The sequence below is a fragment of the Paraferrimonas haliotis genome (genome assembly GCF_002282895.1).
Classification (GTDB): domain Bacteria; phylum Pseudomonadota; class Gammaproteobacteria; order Enterobacterales; family Shewanellaceae; genus Paraferrimonas; species Paraferrimonas haliotis.
Genome location: NZ_NRRB01000002.1, coordinates 165,529 through 183,031, shown reverse-complemented (window position 1 = coordinate 183,031; position 17,503 = coordinate 165,529). Strand labels below are relative to the sequence as shown.

The 17,503-nt window shown below is 46.1% G+C and carries 15 protein-coding genes; 9 read left to right on the top strand and 6 right to left on the bottom strand.

The genetic code is table 11. The features are described from left to right. Nucleotides 1–41 precede the first annotated feature (41 nt). Nucleotides 42–3,731, top strand: a complete 3,690-nt coding sequence (locus CLC91_RS04735; RefSeq protein WP_095497948.1) for a response regulator — start codon at nt 42–44, stop codon at nt 3,729–3,731. On the opposite strand, the gene CLC91_RS04730 is transcribed toward CLC91_RS04735, so the two are convergent. After that, nucleotides 3,728–5,542 (bottom strand): protein kinase domain-containing protein, encoded by a 1,815-nt coding sequence (locus tag CLC91_RS04730; RefSeq protein ID WP_095497949.1) that lies wholly within the window; start codon nt 5,540–5,542, stop codon nt 3,728–3,730. The genes CLC91_RS04735 and CLC91_RS04730 overlap by 4 nt on opposite strands. Before the next feature lie 142 nt (nt 5,543–5,684). Here CLC91_RS04730 and CLC91_RS04725 point away from each other — a divergent pair, with 142 nt between their 5' ends. From CLC91_RS04725 to CLC91_RS04715, 3 genes are all read left to right on the top strand, one after another. Continuing rightward, nucleotides 5,685–6,272 carry a carboxymuconolactone decarboxylase family protein gene (locus CLC91_RS04725; protein ID WP_095497950.1) on the top strand — a complete coding sequence of 196 codons (588 nt, stop codon included), beginning with the start codon at nt 5,685–5,687 and terminating at the stop codon, nt 6,270–6,272. Nucleotides 6,273–6,361: 89 nt separating this feature from the next. Continuing rightward, the gene (locus CLC91_RS04720) at nt 6,362–6,727 is read left to right on the top strand and encodes a hypothetical protein (protein ID WP_095497951.1); all 366 of its coding nucleotides are present in this window, start codon (nt 6,362–6,364) and stop codon (nt 6,725–6,727) included. Nucleotides 6,728–6,817: 90 nt separating this feature from the next. Continuing rightward, nucleotides 6,818–7,474, top strand: a complete 657-nt coding sequence (locus CLC91_RS04715) for a thiopurine S-methyltransferase (RefSeq protein WP_095497952.1) — start codon at nt 6,818–6,820, stop codon at nt 7,472–7,474. A gap of 100 nt (nt 7,475–7,574) precedes the next feature. Here CLC91_RS04715 and CLC91_RS04710 read toward each other — a convergent pair whose 3' ends face one another. Beyond that, the gene (locus CLC91_RS04710; protein ID WP_095497953.1) at nt 7,575–8,675 is read right to left on the bottom strand and encodes a porin; all 1,101 of its coding nucleotides are present in this window, start codon (nt 8,673–8,675) and stop codon (nt 7,575–7,577) included. 351 nt (nt 8,676–9,026) lie between these two features. Here CLC91_RS04710 and tcdA point away from each other — a divergent pair, with 351 nt between their 5' ends. Next, entirely contained in the window at nt 9,027–9,824 is a 798-nt protein-coding gene (gene tcdA / locus CLC91_RS04705) for a tRNA cyclic N6-threonylcarbamoyladenosine(37) synthase TcdA (RefSeq protein WP_095497954.1), read from the top strand. Between the two features lie 136 nt (nt 9,825–9,960). After that, a complete protein-coding gene (locus tag CLC91_RS04700; protein WP_095497955.1) occupies nt 9,961–10,503 on the top strand; it encodes a DUF3016 domain-containing protein in 543 nt (180 codons plus the stop codon). A 46-nt stretch (nt 10,504–10,549) separates the two neighbouring features. Here the strand turns inward: CLC91_RS04700 and CLC91_RS04695 are convergent, their stop codons facing one another. Then, a complete protein-coding gene (locus CLC91_RS04695; protein WP_095497956.1) occupies nt 10,550–10,861 on the bottom strand; it encodes a prephenate dehydrogenase in 312 nt (103 codons plus the stop codon). A 50-nt stretch (nt 10,862–10,911) separates the two neighbouring features. On the opposite strand from CLC91_RS04695, the gene CLC91_RS04690 reads away from it, so the two are divergent. Both CLC91_RS04690 and CLC91_RS04685 read left to right on the top strand, forming a co-directional pair. After that, nucleotides 10,912–11,784, top strand: a complete 873-nt coding sequence (locus CLC91_RS04690; protein ID WP_095497957.1) for a TraB/GumN family protein — start codon at nt 10,912–10,914, stop codon at nt 11,782–11,784. 97 nt (nt 11,785–11,881) lie between these two features. Continuing rightward, nucleotides 11,882–12,748, top strand: a complete 867-nt coding sequence (locus CLC91_RS04685; protein ID WP_095497958.1) for a MaoC/PaaZ C-terminal domain-containing protein — start codon at nt 11,882–11,884, stop codon at nt 12,746–12,748. 12 nt (nt 12,749–12,760) lie between these two features. Here the strand turns inward: CLC91_RS04685 and CLC91_RS04680 are convergent, their stop codons facing one another. Further along, on the bottom strand, nt 12,761–14,077 hold the full coding sequence (locus CLC91_RS04680; protein ID WP_158220698.1) for a MipA/OmpV family protein: 1,317 nt from the start codon (nt 14,075–14,077) through the stop codon (nt 12,761–12,763). Beyond that, nucleotides 14,064–15,662 carry a mechanosensitive ion channel family protein gene (locus tag CLC91_RS04675; protein WP_095497960.1) on the bottom strand — a complete coding sequence of 533 codons (1,599 nt, stop codon included), beginning with the start codon at nt 15,660–15,662 and terminating at the stop codon, nt 14,064–14,066. Before CLC91_RS04675 ends, CLC91_RS04680 begins: the two co-directional genes overlap by 14 nt. 131 nt (nt 15,663–15,793) lie before the next feature. Between CLC91_RS04675 and CLC91_RS04670 the strand changes: the two genes are divergently transcribed. Further along, entirely contained in the window at nt 15,794–16,114 is a 321-nt protein-coding gene (locus CLC91_RS04670; protein ID WP_095497961.1) for a hypothetical protein, read from the top strand. A 376-nt stretch (nt 16,115–16,490) separates the two neighbouring features. Here the strand turns inward: CLC91_RS04670 and epmB are convergent, their stop codons facing one another. Further along, nucleotides 16,491–17,501, bottom strand: coding sequence for an EF-P beta-lysylation protein EpmB (gene epmB, locus CLC91_RS04660; RefSeq protein ID WP_095497963.1), 1,011 nt, complete (start codon nt 17,499–17,501; stop codon nt 16,491–16,493). Nucleotides 17,502–17,503 lie beyond the last annotated feature (2 nt).

Below are 17,503 nucleotides of genomic sequence, written 5' to 3'. Positions count from 1 at the left end.
TTCATTGCCTCTTAAAATAAGTAAGTTGTTGAAATAACTCTATGAATAGTGCGAGCCAGGAAGCCCAGCTAAAGCTACCCATTCAAAAAAGCTATAACCGAGCGGTGTTTTACACCTACATAGGTGTAATTATCTTGGCGTTATTCAGTGCGTATCTGGTATTCAGCGGCCAAAAGAAACAACTTATCGACAAGCGTGAAAGCCAAGTCGAGCAGCATGTTGTGCAAATTGATATGCTGCTTGAGTCCAGTTTGCGAGCCATTACCAGCATAAAAGCTCTAGCGGAAGGGCATGTGCAGTCGGGGCAAGTACTTCGCGCAAGCCGAATGCAAGATTTTCTTGAATATGACGACTCCACCAACAAGTTTTTTTCAAGAAAATTTCCCCTTGATCATGGCGACTCGCTCCTGAATATGGGGCAAATATCCGGTGTTGGTGAGACCTTAAACCGAGACGATTCCTTCTATTTAGAATTGGACATGATGTTCGACATGGCGATGGCGTTTCCAATTGCAAAGGAAACCGCCCCTAAGGCCTCGTCCATATACTACCTCTCTAAAAACAATATGATGGTGAACTACCCAGAGAAAAGTGGGTTAAGCTTTCGTCCTCAGATGCTGAATCAACGCAACTTTTTACTGGCGGCTCCAGCGCAAAATCCCACCCGCAATATGTTCTGGAGCGAAGCGTACACGGCCCCAAATTCTAAAGGTCTTATGACGACCATTGGCGTGCCGGTATACAACAAGAACGAGTTTTTAGGCTCGATTAATCTAGAGATGACCTTGTCGAGTTTGGCGTGGCAAATTCGGCAGTATTTTCGGATGCAAGGCACGGTTATTTTGCTCGACCAGGCCAACAACATTTTATCTCACAGTGACTTTAACCAAGACGACAGCAATCGTATTTATCACCTCAGTCAACGCATCCCATCGGAGTTACATTCGATACCGGAAGCAGAACTGGTGGATGCCAAGGGCGGCATGATCCGCAATAACTACTTTATACATGCGGTGCCTTTGGATAACGCGCCGTGGACGCTGTTGTACATTCAACCGGTAGAAGACTTGTATCAAGACGCCTGGGATAAGCTGGAGTCGAGCTTTTTTATGGTGGTTATCGCGCTGTCGATATTGGTTACCATTGTTCACTGGTTAACCCGGCGTACCTTTGTATCGCCCGCTTCCCGGTTGTTAACTCATTTAGAAGATTGTGCTGTGGAGCCGCAGGAACCGCCCAGTAAAGTTGACCCAGGCTGGCGCCCTTGGTTCCAATTGGTCAGCCGTATATTTGAAGAGCACCAGCAATATAATTTGCATTTAAGTGAGCAAAATAAGCGCCTGGACGCCTTAGTGGCCGAGCGTACCGCAAGCTTAAAGCAAACTACGGAGCGCAGAGAGCGGGATTTTGCCTTGTTGCGCAGCTTGATTGACTCGATTCCAGAAGCGATTTCCTTTAAAGATCCAGAGGGGCGTTACTTAGGCTGCAATAAATCAGCTGAGCGCATGATAGGGTTGAGTGAAAACGAAATTATTGGTCGACGAGCCAGTGATTTCGACTCCTTAGACAATTCTCGCGAAACCTTAGAAGACGAGCAAACCGTATTGCAATCGCTCACTGCGGTGCGCAAGCTAAAGCAAATGGAAGTGGCGGGCAAGCAGATGCTATTTGACAGCCTTAATATGCCATTTACCAATCGTCGAGGTGAGTTGTTAGGGCTCATTTCAATTTGGCGTGACGTGACTCGTGAACACGACGCAGCAGAGCAGTTGCGTCGCTCAGAGGAACGCTACCAATTGGCCATGGGTGCGGTAGAAGACGGTCTTTGGGATTGGTATCTAGATTCTGAGCAAATCATTTGCAACGACACCTATTACACCATGCTTGGCTTTAAACCAGGCGAGTTTCCTCCGCTAATCAGTGCGTTAGAAGGTCTAATTCACCCTGACGATGTCGCGATGCGAGAGCAGATTGTGGATGAATTCATGGCCAATCCAACCGGCGCCTTTGAGGCGGAGTATCGAGTTCGATCTAAGTCCGGTGAGTATTTATGGCTGCTCGCGCGTGGGCGTATTGTCGAGTTTTCTGATACCGGAGTACCGGTGCGAATGGTAGGTACCCACAAAGATATTACTCGTCAGAAGAATAATGAAGAAGACTTGTTGGTGGCGAAACAAGAAGCGGAATCGGCCAACTTATATAAGAGTGAATTTTTGGCCAATATGAGTCACGAGATCCGTACGCCAATGAACGCCATCATCGGGATGTTGCAATTGGCGCAACGAACGCCGCTTACTAGCCAACAAAAAGACTACCTCGATAAGGCCGGTTTCTCGGCGCAATCGCTACTTAGAATCATCAACGATATCTTGGATTTTTCTAAAATTGAAGCCGGTAAGCTGGAGCTGGAGTCGGTGGACTTTGCCTTAGAACAGGTACTGGAACACGCCATTAACCTCAATGCGTTGAACGCTCAGGAGAAAGGCGTGGAGTTGCTGTTGCATGCCCCGCAAGCGGCTCAATTGCACTTAATGGGTGACCCGCTGCGACTTGGGCAAGTCTTAATTAATTTGTTGTCAAATGCGGTGAAGTTTACCAGTGAAGGCGAGATAGAGTTGGGTTGCGAGGTGGTGAGCAAAGACGCCGGCCAGACCGTTTTAAAACTCTGGGTTCGCGATACGGGTGTTGGCATTCATAAGCATCAGCAAAAACGCTTGTTTGAAGCCTTCTCGCAGGCGGATGGATCCACTACCCGCGAATATGGCGGTACCGGTCTCGGGCTATCAATCTGTCGTCACTTAGTTGCCTTAATGGGTGGCAGTATGGAACTGGAAAGCGAACCTGGGCAAGGCTCTACTTTCTTCTTCCAACTGCCGTTTGAAATTGCTCAAAATGCTCAAAAAGCACCACTTGTGGTGCCGTCGGTATTAAACGATTTGTCGGTCTTAGTGGTGGACGATAACGCCAGTGCCGCCGAAATATATGGCCACATGCTCAAAAGCTTCCACTTTAAGGTGGACAGTGCCAGTTCCGGTGCTCAAGCCTTGTATAAGCTCGCCAAACAACCGGTCGATTTGCTGTTGTTGGATTGGATGATGCCCGAAATGGATGGTCTCAATGTCGTGGCTGAGCTTGAAAACTTGGTGGCAAAGGGACAAATCAAGCGTCGTCCTAAAATCATAATGATGACCGCCTATACCGCCGAGCCGCTTCAACAAGAAGTGGGGGAAAACGGGGTGGAAGCCTTGTTGCAAAAACCAATTAAGTCATCGAGTTTGCTGGATAATATTATTGAAGTCTTCAATGATGACAAACCAACAAAAGCGGACGAAGTTGATCCAGACAAGCAGCCACAGGATGTAATCAAAGCAGAGCTGTTGTTGGTGGAAGATAACATCATCAACCAACAGGTTGCTTGCGAGCTGCTAAGAAGCTCAGGTTACGCTGTCGATGTGGCCGATAATGGCCAAATTGCGTTGCAAATGGTGAGTGAAAAAACTTATCAAGCGGTGTTAATGGACATACAAATGCCGGTAATGGATGGCTTAACCGCGACAAAAGAGCTTAGAAAACGCTACTCAGCGCAAGAGCTGCCGGTTATTGCTATGACGGCTCATGCCATGAGCGGTGATAAAGAGAAGAGCTTAGCGGCGGGGATGAACGATCACATCACCAAACCCATTGTTCTGCAACAGCTGTTTGATACCTTAACCAAACACATTAAGGCTTAACTCGGCTCTAAATATTGTTTGGGGTTTTTAGGGTAATAATGCTCGGGAAGCTGCGGCTGGTACTGCAGCTCTCGAGTATTTTTGTATGGCAGCTTCATAAATCCTGAGATGCCCATGCCTTTAATTTTGCCAACATGACTGAGGATCCTATCCAAAGCTTGTCGAAACGCTGCTTGCTTGCGAGGATTCAACAGGCGTAGATAGCTGTGAACTTTTAGGTGGGTTGGCAGGGCTTCGAAAATAATACAGCCTGTGTGGTGAATTTGGTTCAAACGGCCCAACTCAGACATGATTTCGCTGGGTAAGGCTAAGTTTTCATCGGGGTCGGGGCCATCCTCAAAGTAACTGTGCAAGCGAGTCTGATCTTCAAGCATTGGTACTTCACTCACTTCAAAGGGAATTTGTAAGCCATCTGGGGCAACAAAGGTGTGCTTAGCGTCAATGCGCTCTATGTGCTGTGTATCTCGAGCATTAAAGAAACAGGCTTTAAACACCCCTTCTTTGTCGATACCTCGAGCGATATTGACCATGTTGTTGACGGCTTCGCTGAAGGCTCGTTTCAATGACGCGTCGTAAAGGCTGAGGTTAGAGTCGATGAGTAATTGTTTATTGCGCCAACGTATCACCAGTCCACCCACCATAGGGTAGTGGCTCAACCGACTGACCGCAGCCACAAAGGCTTTTTCTTTATCCCCCATACCGGCAAGAAAATTTCGGTAATACTTATCAAGCTGAACATCGTTGATATCCGGCAGCGGCGTCGCCATTTGGTTGGCTCGCAAAAATGACTTTCTCGAGGAATAGCTGACCGATTCCACTTCCTTATTGCCGGCTTGCAACCATACAGGCAGCGAGCATATTTGTTCGGGTTTAGGTAAACGGGGCAGATGCCAAAGCTGGCTGCGGGTCATCACCTTAAAGAAATGATCGCTTGCCCGTTGAGCAATAAGCGGGTCTTCGCACAGCATGCCATTTAGGGTCCGGGCAAATTCTATGGGCAGACCTAAACTCAGAGGGCTCACAATACTGGCTCCGTAGCGACTGGCTTGTCCAGAGGCCAGAGCGTACAGGGTTGCTGCGCAACCTTGCTCGTCGAAGCGGGGGCTTGATAGGGCTCCGTTTAATTGCTCATTACCAATAAAATAGACGTCGCCCATGCGTGCATTGGTTTGGCTTTGAGTATCCACCATTAGAGCACTGTGGATGAGAGGATTGCCGTTACTGTCGGTTTGTGCAAAAACGGCGGAACCCCAGTCGATAAGCGATAAGTGTTGTGCGTTAGGCTCATAAACCAGGTTAGAGGGCTTGATATCGCCATGAACAATGGGCTGTTGGCATTCGTGGCGCAGATAAATAAGTATGTTCGCCAGTTGCTGGCCAATGGCCATTACATCGTCAACATCCAGCGACCCGTGTTTGAGGTACCAATCATCGAGTTCTGCCCCTTGGGCGCGTTCCATCACCAGAATATTTTGTTTGCCGACTTGAGCAAATTCGATGGCACTAGGAACGTTTGGATGCTTAATGCGACTGAGCATAAAAGCTTCTTCTTCAAGGCGCTGCCTAACCTGTACAGGCAAGGTCATTCTTGAGAATTTAAATACGTGTTGGAAGCCGCTAGGATGGGAGCCTGCGAACACGAAGCCGTAAGCGCCTTTACCTACATAGGTAATGTTTTGATAGCCCAGTTTCAGCAATTGCTGGCGGCATAATCGAAACCAAGCTTTCAGCTTTTTAGCGTCGTCGGCTTTTAACAAATAAACCGATTGTTCTTCGCTAATATAGAAATGCTTAAATGCGGGCTGATTCACTCAAAGGCCTGATTTCAATGGGACATGTTAATCATTTAACCTGCCACCGGCGCAACAATCAAGCCTAGCGAATAGGCTTGCAAAATTTAGCCAGTTTGGCAGGGTATAAGCTCGAATAAATAAAATAACAAGGACATTTGCTATGGCGCACCTAAAGCCACTACCGGCATCCACCACACCTGAGCTGGAATCTGATTTCGCAATTTTTACTGAGATATTAGGCTTTATTCCCAACAGCCTGTTAACCATGCAACGCCGCCCTGAAATCGTCAAAGGTTTTGGGGTACTTACCAAGGCCGTGATGGCTAAGGACAGCAGTGTTGATTTGGGATTTAAGCGACTTTTAGCTCATTTTGCATCGCACGCGGCCGGTTGTCGCTATTGTGAAGCGCACTCGTTGGTGGCGGCTCAAATTCATGGCATTAGCGATGAAAAACTCGCTGCTCTTTGGGAATATCAAAGCAGTGAGTTGTACTCAGATGCGGAGCGCGCGGCATTAGATTATGCCTTGGCCGCCGCCAGTGTTCCAAACGCCGTAGATGAGTCGTTGATGGAACGTATGAATCAACATTGGAGCGAGGACCAGATTGTCGAGATCCTCGCGGCAGTGTGTTTGTACGGCTTTTTAAATCGGTGGAACGATTCTATGGCAACGGAATTAGAAGACGTTCCAAAAGCGCTTGCAAAAGGCGTGTTAAACGCCGACTGGAACGAAGGCAAACATCGCTAACCTCGAATTCACCTAAGATATGACCCAGATCATGCCAATTTTATTCAGCAAAGGCTAAATTGAAGTGAGATGGGTTAAGGAGAAATATCATGACAGTGATGAAATCAGAATTAATAAAACTACTGGATTTCCCTAGGCAAAAAATGACCGCCTCTATGGAGTTGCACCAGTGCGCTCATAATGGCTTTTTTGACGAAACAGACATTCGTTGCCGTACCTGTTACCAAGGCGGGGAGTGCACCTGGGTTAATCACAACGATAAATTAGTCGCTCTTGAAGATAAAACTCTGTCAGATTTGACTGCGCAAATTGTACTTGCGATGGATTTTATTGACGCGACCTTAGAGCCGGAACATGAGTACCAGTTGAAATGTCAGTGCGATAACTGCAGTTGGCTCACCCAAGCGAATAACGCGCTGCGGGCACTTGACCAAAGCGAAGCGAACTCTAACTAAAGGTGAAATCTGTTCGAGCGAAAAGTGAAACTTGCTCTCACTGAAAGTGATGCGCTAGAGTAGCCTCTTTTGTAGAAAATCGAGTAGATTATGACCCCGGATTTTTGGCATGAGCGCTGGCGCAATCAGCAGATTGGTTTCCACTTATCGCAAGTCAACCCACTTTTAGTAAAACATTGGCCTAGCTTGGGTGCGGATGACAGTGCTCAGGTGTTGGTGCCTTTATGTGGCAAGTCGCTCGATTTAACCTATTTTATGGCGGCCCACTCTAAGGTGGTGGGGTGTGAACTCAATCAATCGGCAGTGGAGCAATTTTTTGCAGAAACGGATTTGCCCTATGACGTCATTCAAGTTGCTCAACTGGCTTGTTATCAAACCGAAAGGCTAAGCCTCTATCAAGGTGATTTCTTTGAGTTGAGCCTTAATGAGGTTGGCCGTTGTGATTTCTTCTACGATCGAGCCGCCATGATTGCTTGGCCAGAGTCAATGCGAAGCCGTTACCTAGAACAGCTAGCGCATCTGTTGCCTGCAGGCGCCAAAGGCTTGCTTATCACTCTTGATTACCCGCAACATCAAATCGATGGACCACCGTTCGCTGTCACTGAAAACTGGTTAGAAGACAACTTAGCAAAGCACTTTAGCTTTGAATTACTGGAAAGCAATGACATTCTCTCCGACAGCCCAAAGTTTGTGAAAAAAGGTGTGCAGCGATTAGTAGAGAACAGCTATTACCTAACTAAAAAGTAAAGAAAAAATAGCTCAGCGTAAATCCAATAGAGCGTATTAATAATTAAGGCGACCAATGGGTCGCCTTATTTTTAGGAAGTAAACCTTAAGGGGTTACTCATTAGAAAGTGTAACGAATACCTAGGGTAAACATGTCGTCTTTCATATCTACCGTATTGGTAGCCGGTGTGGTTGGGTTGCTTAGCTTCAAGCTAAAGTCGCCATCAAACTTAGTGTAATATGCGTAGACATAGGCATTACTTGCTAGGTTATAGTTCGCGCCAATTGCGAAATACTTAAGATCAAAATCTTCAATGTCTTTTTGCATGTCATACATTTTGTCGCCGCTTGCATCTAGGTTGCCGTCACCGAAAGCGGTTGCGAACTTACCTAGGCCAGAATCGTCTTGGCCGTATTGAGCTTTTAGCAAGAAGTTACCAACTGGGTAGGTAGCACTGGCGATGTAGGTGTTACCTTTCAAATCAACGTCTGATTTTACGCTCTCAGAGTTTTGATATAAGAAACCTAAGGTAGCGCCCGCTAGCTTACCTGTAACAACACCACGGTAGGCTTTAACGTCTTCAATACCATCAACATAAGCGGCTGCAGCGTAAAACGGCTGTGCTTTCATGCCTTTGTCACCAAAGGTGATGTTAGCAGCGTAGGCGTTATCGGATTCCGCGTATTTACCACCACCTAGGCTATCAGTTAGCACATATGAGGCATTAACCGAAACCAGATCGGCAATTTTGGGTGAGTAGTAGTTGATGACGTCAGACTCGCGACCTTGGCCGGGCAACAACTTATCGATGTCTGAGTTACCGTTACCAAAGGCATCTACTTTTCCTTCAGACGCTTTAAATACGGAATCTTCACGACCGATGATGGCGGTACCTGCCGCGGTTTTTAAACCAATCCAGGTCGCACGAGCACTAAATGGATTGCTGTTGTTGAAGCCATTAGCACCCACTTCAACCTTGTAAACAATGTCTAAATTGTCAGCGATATTTTGAGCGCCTTTAACACCTATCATGGAGGCGTTATTTTCTAAAACAGTACCGCCTTGACCGTTATCATTGCTGCTCATGGTGCCGTAACCATTGCTTGAATTGGCAACGGATACGTCTAAACGGCCATAGAAAGTTGGATCCTGGGCCATGCTGGAAAATGATGTTGCAGCAAGGATTGAAGCAACGGATGCAGAAATTAGCGTTTTTTTCACAATTTTCTCCCAAAAACTAGAAATAGCTCTTTTATTATTTAGCCCTGCACAGGCTTGTGGTGTGGCTAATCAAAGCCACAAAATCAGCGTTGACTAATGCGACTTCGCAGCGGATTGTTACAGCTTTATCAAAGATATTTTGTGCTCAAGGTCTCATTTCTAGGCAACAAAAACTAGATTTATCTCTGTTAATTAAGGAATTGTTTGAACTCTGTCTGTTTTTTATTTTTTTAACGTTAACTTATTGTTAGATTTGTACGTTTAGCAAAATTATGCACAAGTTAGTGCAACATAGCTATGGCGCAATAGGCTGGTATAATGGTGCCAGTGTAAAACCAAAGAGTATTAAATGTGAACGAGTCCTACAGATTGCGATTTGGCGGCATCGCCCGATTGTATGGCGAAAATGCCTTGACCAAATTTCATCAATCGCATGTGGTAGTCATCGGCATAGGTGGAGTTGGCACTTGGGTGGCAGAAGCATTAGCGCGCAGCGGTATTAAGGAAATTACTTTAGTGGACTTAGATGACATCTGCGTAACCAATACTAACCGCCAAATCCATGCAACGGCACAAACCATAGGCGACTCTAAAGTTGAAGTCATGGCTGAGCGCATTAAACAAATTAACCCAGAAGCCATTGTCCACCAGGTCGAAGACTTTGTAAGCCAAGATAATTTACAAACCATTTTATCGTGCCGGCCAGACTTTGTGGTTGATTGCATCGATTCGGTAAAGGCCAAGGCGGCGTTGATTGCCTATTGTAAGCGCAATAAAGTGAAGCTAATCAGTGTAGGTGGCGCTGGTGGGCAACTGGATCCAACTCTAATTCAAACCGCTGACATCGCGAAATCTTATCAAGATCCTCTGATGGCGAAAGTCCGTAATTTACTGCGACGAGACTATCATTTCAGCAAAAATCCAAAGCGTAAGTTTGGTGTTGAGTGTGTGTTTTCCAGCGAACAACTAACTTATCCTGCAAGCAATGGAGAAGTTTCTTCGGCGAAACCCGACGCATCCGGTAGCATGAGAATGGACTGTTCTGGAGGTTTTGGCGCGGTTACTATGGTCACCGGTACCTTTGGTTTTGTTGCGGCCAGTCGAGTCTTAAAAAAGTTGGCGCAACAGGCGAGTACGTCACCACAGTAACAGCCTTTCAGGCGTTGGCGGTATCGATGTGTTATGAGAACTGCTAAGCTTAAGATTGTCTAAAACATGTTCAGTCTAGGTTCAGTAAGTCGAAGATAGAATTTACCTACTGAGAAAGAAGATACGAGGAATTACCATGAAACTTGTAACATGGCTAACCGCTGCGGCAATGATGTCGCTGACGTTTACGACATCAGCCTCTGAATTAACCGAACCTAACTATGTGGTTGAAGAAACGCCGGTGATGGTTACTTGGGAAAACCACAAAGACTATCGCGATGTTAAGGCGGCTAACGACATTCAAAGTCGCTACGCTAAGCGCGCATTTGACCAGATCACCGAAGAGCTGGCTAAAGACGCTGGGCGCGTATTGGCGGAAGGGCAAACGCTGACATTGGTAGTGACTGAGCTTGATTTAGCGGGTGACGTTCGCCCAACGTTTGGGGCTGGGCCGAGCAATCTTAGAATCATCGAAGGCATTTATCCGCCGCGCATTCACTTTAGCTACGAGGTGAAACAAGACGGTAAAGTGGTTGTGCAAGGTAATGAAGAGATAAGAGATATGGGGTTCGATACGAAAATGCGAACCGCTCAAGCCAACCATAAAAGTTTTTATTTCGAAAGCCGTATGATGAAAGATTGGTTAAATAAGAAACTGAAACCGCAGCTTAGTCAATAGTGAATTGAATACTTAAAGAAAAGCCAGTCATTATGACTGGCTTTTTCTATTTGAGATTCTGTTTGAGTTGGGCCAAGGTTTGCAACAGCAAACCTAACTGGGTAACCACCCATTGCAGCTTTTGATTGTCGAGGGTTGGTTGCTGCTCTAAGCGATCGTATTGAGATACGATCTCTTCAAGATACGGCATAAAGCGCTTTGACTCAGTGGTAAATCCTTGATCACTCTTAAATATATGTTCAAACTTAGCATGGCCATTTTGGCTAAGCTGGTCTAAAGTTTTATCAGCGTCATGAGCTTGTCTATAGGCAGTTTGTAAACTGCTGCGCAGTTGCGCTAATACTGGATGTTGCGCCATGCACATCTCCTAAAAAACGGAATTTCGACAAATTATACGGGTGGTTCAGGATGACAATCAATACACCAATACGACTTGGGCAACTACTATTACTGGTTTTACTCTTTTTAACTGGCATCAGCGTGCAGGCGGCACCGACTGATAAGCCGCCGTTTTATCGTTTACAAATTAACGGCAGTACCACCTACTTACTGGGCTCTATTCATGTCGGCAAAGCCGATATGTACCCAATGGCGAGTGTTATCGAGCGTAAGCTAGAAGATGCGGACGGCATCGTTCTTGAAGTGTTGCTCGAGCAAGCGAATATGGTGGATTTGGTTCAACGCTACGGCATGGGAGCGCAAGATATTGATCGTGAATTGCTCAATAAACGACAGGCATTTTGTAAAAACTATGCCACTCAATGCGCTTCCATTCCTTACTTAAAAGCTTGGATGCAAGCGTCGGTGATTACGATGATCCGTTTTGGCGAACAGGGGCTAACGCCGGAATATGGCGTTGAGACTTGGGTGTCTGCAAACTATCCAGAGCATAAACGCTATCAGTTAGAATCCACTGAGTTTCAGTTTCAGTTGTTTTCAGGACTGTCTAACGAGCTTCAGCAATTAATGCTCCAAGACGCCCTTGAGGCCGATGAACAGGAGCTTAGCGCTTTGGTTGAGGTGTGGCGCAGCGGCAATGAAGCTGATTTTTTAGAGCTCATTGAAGACGGCTTTAGCAACAACCGCGAACTCATGGACGCGGTGTTAACCGAACGAAATTATGGCATGGCCGCGGAATTAAGCCGTTTGCTTGACAGTAACAAGCAGCAAAAATTAGTGGTTATTGTTGGTGCGGCTCACCTTGTTGGACCGGAATCTTTACCCGATATCTTTAAAAAAAGAGGCGCTATAGTATCCAGTTGCTGGAAGGTGGATTGTTAAAAGCGGGGTGTGAGTTGAGCGAGTACCCGCGGCGGCTTCATAGTGCTACAATGTGCAACTTAGCTATTATTTTCACACTGTTAGAGCCGACGCAATTATGAAACACCAGCAGCAGCTAAAAAAGCTGCCTTCGCTTTTGCAAGTTTATCGAAAAATTCTGTTTTCACGTAAGCCCGGATGGGATGGCAAGCTTATGCCCAACATCTCGGTGTCGTTACCGCAATGGAAAGGGGATTCGGTCAAAGTTGAACGGTACTCACGAGTGTGTCAGTTCGACCACAATGCTCAGTACTTGCCCGTCACTTATTTATATACCCAAGTGTTTCGTTTACACGCCATCATCTTTACCAATCCGGCCATTACCATCCCACTGTGGGGCATGATTCATCTTAGAAATGAAATTGAGCAGTATCGCGATATCGGCTTTGATGAAACCTTACGCCTCGAGTGTCACTTAACCGAATCCCAAGTAACCGATAACGGTTTAGAGTTCGAGCTCTTGTCTCAAGCTTATGCAGGGCAGGATTTAGTATGGCAAGCAAAATCCATTTACTTGTACAAGTCGGCGCAAGCAAAAGCGAAGCGAGTTCGACCGCCAAGGGCTTCAGGGATGACGTGGGACCCGATCGGCCAATGGCCATTGCAAGCCTCTCTTGGTCGCGAATACGCAAGCGCAAGTGGCGATTATAACTTGATACACATTCACCCTATCCTGGCTAAGCAATTTGGCTTTGATAAAATTCTTGCTCATGGCATGTGGTCAAAAGGGCGCTGTGTCGCAGCTCTGCCTGAGCAATACCGCAGTGGTGCTTGCAAAATTTCAGTGGAATTTAAGTTGCCGCTGTTTTTACCTGCAGAGGTGAGTTTTGGATTTGAGCCCAATAATGACGGTTGTCATTTTGAGCTTCGAGACGGTCGAGGAAGACGCCCTCACTTGGTTGGACAAGTGGAGCGCCTTAATTAGCTCATCAGTGGCTTAGAAATGCCATTGTAAGTAAACCGTGTTGTAATTACTTCCGCCTTTGATTCGACCGAAGGCGGAACTGGTTTCAAAGATGCCGCTGCGGTGGTGAATAGACCAACCCAGCCACAACTGGTTGAGTTTTGGCGAATTAAACCAATCGCCAATGTTGATATCAAAACTAAAATCTAAATAGTTAAGTAACTTAGACGGTCGATAGTCTTTGGCATCCAACTCGGTTCGCTCGATATAGGTCACTTGGCTTACGTAAGACAAACCTTCCGCCACACCAAAGCGCCATTTTCTTGGCCAATCTATTGTATAGTAGGCTTTTACGGCGAGTACGCCCTCCCACGAGCGGTCTTGTACCTCTGATGGCTGGTGGTGGCCTATGCCGGTGGTGAAATACACATCCAATGGCAGGGTGAATAGGTTATCCGCTAAAGGGAAACCATAAAAGACCGAGGTCATTTGATTGTTATAAGGGTCTTTGCGGGTCTTAAATTTCAATATTTCGTTTAAGTTAGACGGTGTCGCCCAACCGTGTGAAACCCTTATGTATTCGCCGGGGTTTGACGCTATGGGATTGGTTTTTTGCTCTTCTGTGGGGAAGAAACCAAACCCTAAAAAGCTTTCTACCTGATGACTTTGATTCATCATCGGCAATTGGGTTAATGACTTTTCATGTTGGGTCACCCCAATTTGCGCAATCAAATGCAAATTAGACACCACATGATAGCTCGCCTTTACGCCGGCGCCGTAAGAGAACCCTGAGTCCACATCCAGCAGATCGAGGCCATAGTAATAGCTGTTATACTGGCTCGATTTCCAGCGGGTTTCTGCATAGGGGTGCAGATACAAGCTGTCGAATTTGAATGGCTTTCCAACGCGCCCTAATACCGACGGATGGCCTCGAGTGTCGCTGAGTAGACTAATGTCTGCGTACCAATCCTGTTCGCTTTCATAGCGGTACTGAAGCCCGGAGTCTAAAGCGTCGGCTTGAGTCTGGTTTTGATATTCTTTTGGAACATCAAAGAAGCGGTACTTGCCAAACAAATTGAGCTGATGGCCGTCTTTCTTCCAAAGGTGTGCGCCACCTTCTAAACCGTCAATGTAGAAGCGCTCACCTTTGTAAATGAACAAAGGGATGACATCGGCCACTTTGTCTATCTCGGTGTTATAGGGGATTTGCGCTTGGCGAACCCCAATGCCGATGCCCCATGGAGCAGGGGGCTCAGTGGATTTTGCAGAAGCTTCTTCGGCAACGGCAATATTGGCTGAGCCGGCGGCAGCCAGTATCGCTGCCGCAGTAAGTTGGCTAATCTTTTTCATGATAAATGTGCACATCGCGCTGCGGGAATGGAATGCTGATTCCTTCTGCATCAAAGCGTTGTTTAACGGCTTTGGTTATGTCCCAATGAACCTCCCAGTAATCTTTAGGCTTAACCCAAGGGCGAACCACAAAATCAACTGAAGAGTTGTTCAAGGTATGCAATTTTACTTTCGGCTCCGGATCCTTTAACACCAGTGGGTGGTTCTCAACAATATCGATAAGTACGCGCTCTGCATGTTCAATATCGTCACCGTAGCCAATGCCAAAGACCATATCGATACGACGGTGAGTTTCAGCGGTAATGTTGTTGATGGTGTCTCCCCAAATTTTATTATTCGGGATAATAAGGCGTTGGTTATCCAACGTCTTAATGGTTGTGGATACTAAGCTCATGTGGCTCACCACTCCGGTAACACCTGCAGTTATGACCAAATCGCCGACATCGTAAGGCCGATAAATCAGAATCATCATGCCTGAGGCAAAGTTTGACAGCGTATCTTGCAGGGCAAAACCAATAATGACACCGGCAATACCGAAACCTGCCAACAAGGGACCAAGTTCTAGCCCTAATTGTGATAAACCAATTAAAACACCGATAACCACGACAATCTTGGTGGCTAAGCTGACGAAAAAGTCTTGCAGCAATTTACTAAAGTTAAGTTTAGAGGTTTTTACTGCGCGTCCGACAAGCTTGCCCACAACGCGGCTTATTAAGCTGGCCAACGCAATGATCAAAACAAATATCAGTAGCTTAAATACTAGACCAGGGCCTTCTTCGAATAACTGACTGCTGGCTTTGTCCCACCATTGTTTCGCCAGTTTGCTGGCCAAACTTACATTAAGAACATCTTGGGTAATGTCACCGGTAAGGTTGAACATGGTTTGCTGATAATGCGTGGTATCCATTTGCAGCCCGCTCATCAACGATATTTGTTGTTTTAAGCTGGTATCAATGGCCACTAATTGAGTTTTAATGGCGGTAGCCGAGGCTTGCAAATCGCCTTGTTGGTCAGCCGGTGTTAAGGCCAATTTGTCTTGGATTCGACTCAATTTCTCTCGGTTAAACAGGGCAAAGTCGACGAGGTAATCTAGGCGTTCAGCAAGCTCTCGCTTGAGTTCATCAGTTTGCGCTTTGGTGTCAATGTTCAGTTGATTTGCCCAGGCTAGGCTTTGTTGCAGCATGGCATAATACTGATCTTTTTGGTGATAGCGCTTGAGCATTTTGTTCAATACGGCATCTGAGGCTTGTTCAGAGTATTCGTTAGTTAACTCTTGCATGCGCTGATCAAGATACTTGCCGTAATCTTCGAGATAACTGAGTTGAAATTGAACGTGGGGCACAACGGTTTTTGCCGCCGTTTTGTTAGTTACTTCACCGTCGATGGCTTTACGGAGACTTTGTGCCATTCGATTGAGGCGAAATTCTGCTAAATCTCTTGGCTCCCCTTCTAGGGTTTCCATTGACTGCAGTTGCTGAGTGAGGTTGGATTCGAGTTTATTCCAATCGGTAGTTTGGGCGTAAGTGGTAACACTAAACAACAGGGTCGTTATCAACAGAGCGGCAAAGCAGGATTGTCTGACCATAGTGATTCCTTTCAGAAGTTACATATTTGTGAACTCTGTCAGTTTATGCGAGTCGTCGTGTAAAAGAAAGAATTGCGGCGTAGAGAATCGCCAAGTAGACTGTGCGCTGCTTAAAAAGGAGCCGATTTGTTATGCAATGCCCTAAATGTGCCAAGTTCTTAAAGTTGTCTGATATTAGCGAGTATCAGGTGAAAGGAACCCAGCGCCATATTCAGTGCTATCACTGCCAAACCTGGTTAAAGAATAGTGGGGTAACGCTCATGCTTAAAGTCATTGCGTTTTATGTATGCGCAATCAGCATTGGAGTGGGGTATTTCATGGCCGAGTGGCGCACGATCACCACGCCTATAGCCATTATGGCGCTTATTGCAACCTTAGTCTCTCATTTGATGGACCAATGGGCTGAAACGGAAGCACCAAAAAACTACCAATCGAAATCCTCGTCAGAGTAACTTTTCAATTGGTAGTTTAGGGTCGGTATTACATTTCTACCGTTTGCGCTTCAAGCGAAGCTTCAACAAGATAGATTCCGCCGAAGATGGTTACGGCCATCACGACCATAACAGCAATGATGCCGAAGTTTGCTTTTAAAAATGACATGTTTCTATTCCCAAGTTAGTGCGATTAAAGAAGGTACCTCGCATTGGCTTAGCCGTAGTCCGTCACTGTTTGCGTCGAAATACCAATCTGCGTCTATTATAGACGGCCTTTGCGTCGGAATAAATATATAAAACGTCTGCTAAAGCTCGGTTTTACTTTCTAGCTTAGTGTAAGTTCTCACGCGTAAAAGGTCAAAAAATGAGCGGTACCTCTCACTTTTGCTGAAAGTTAAAAATGGATCGGTGTTTTACTGGCTTTTGTCGCTTGTTCTCGAACCAGTTTAGGGACCAAGAAACCCGGCAAAATGGTGAGGATTTGTTGCATTAAGGATTGGGCTTGGGCTAACGATACTTCGAAGTGCTGAGCGCCGGACACCTTATCCAGCATATGCAAATAGTACGGTTGTATGTTGGCATCGTACAACGCCTCAGACAAAGCTACTAAGGTGTCACAGGAATCATTCACGCCTTTAAGCAGAACGCTTTGATTCAACAGCAGTATTTGATTTTTGAACGGTTGCAGGTTTTCAACAAAGGCACTGCAGAGTTCGTTAGCGTGATTGATGTGAAACACCATTACCACCTTTAAACGGGTGGCGGTTAAGGCAGAAAGAAGGTCAGGGGTAAGACGTTGCGGCAACACAACCGGCAGTCGAGTGTGAATTCGAATGCGTTTGAGGTGCGGGATTGCGGCTAGGGCTTCAATATAGCGTTGTAAATGTTCATCTTTGGCCATCAATGGATCGCCACCAGAGAAAATGACTTCATTAATTTGTGGGCGTTGGTGCAAGTAGTCGAGGATGTCTTGCCATTGTGAAGCGCTTAACGAGTGTTCTTGATAGGGAAAATGTCGTCTAAAACAGTAACGGCAATTAATGGCGCAACCGCCTTTAAGCATAATTAGGACGCGAGTGTCATACTTATGCAGTAATCCAGGTAAGGGGGTGTCTTGTTCTTGCAAAGGATCGTGGCTGTAACCCTTGGCGGTGGCGAATTCAGAGGCGGAACAAAATACTTGCTGCAACAACGGATCCTGTAAGTTGCCCTTTTGCATTAATTGTACAAAAGGACGAGGCACTCTCATGGGAAATAGGCGACGAGCTTTGATGTCCTCAGACAGTGGTGTGGGATCAATTTCCAACAACTGCAACAGTTGTATTGGGTCTGTCACACATTGTGCCAACTCTTTTTGCCAATCAGAGTGCAAATTTAAAGGGATTCGGGTTATCATTTTGCCCATAA

Excerpts from the sequence above, each read along its gene's own strand:
- CLC91_RS04735 (WP_095497948.1), top strand. The coding sequence starts at position 42 with ATGAATAGTGCGAGCCAGGAAGCCCAGCTAAAGCTACCCATTCAAAAA.
- CLC91_RS04725 (WP_095497950.1), top strand. The coding sequence starts at position 5,685 with ATGGCGCACCTAAAGCCACTACCGGCATCCACCACACCTGAGCTGGAA.
- CLC91_RS04720 (WP_095497951.1), top strand. The coding sequence starts at position 6,362 with ATGACAGTGATGAAATCAGAATTAATAAAACTACTGGATTTCCCTAGG.
- CLC91_RS04715 (WP_095497952.1), top strand. The coding sequence starts at position 6,818 with ATGACCCCGGATTTTTGGCATGAGCGCTGGCGCAATCAGCAGATTGGT.
- CLC91_RS04700 (WP_095497955.1), top strand. The coding sequence starts at position 9,961 with ATGAAACTTGTAACATGGCTAACCGCTGCGGCAATGATGTCGCTGACG.
- CLC91_RS04695 (WP_095497956.1), bottom strand. The coding sequence starts at position 10,861 with ATGGCGCAACATCCAGTATTAGCGCAACTGCGCAGCAGTTTACAAACT.
- CLC91_RS04690 (WP_095497957.1), top strand. The coding sequence starts at position 10,912 with ATGACAATCAATACACCAATACGACTTGGGCAACTACTATTACTGGTT.
- CLC91_RS04685 (WP_095497958.1), top strand. The coding sequence starts at position 11,882 with ATGAAACACCAGCAGCAGCTAAAAAAGCTGCCTTCGCTTTTGCAAGTT.
- CLC91_RS04680 (WP_158220698.1), bottom strand. The coding sequence starts at position 14,077 with ATGAAAAAGATTAGCCAACTTACTGCGGCAGCGATACTGGCTGCCGCC.
- CLC91_RS04675 (WP_095497960.1), bottom strand. The coding sequence starts at position 15,662 with ATGGTCAGACAATCCTGCTTTGCCGCTCTGTTGATAACGACCCTGTTG.
- CLC91_RS04670 (WP_095497961.1), top strand. The coding sequence starts at position 15,794 with ATGCAATGCCCTAAATGTGCCAAGTTCTTAAAGTTGTCTGATATTAGC.
- epmB (WP_095497963.1), bottom strand. The coding sequence starts at position 17,501 with ATGGGCAAAATGATAACCCGAATCCCTTTAAATTTGCACTCTGATTGG.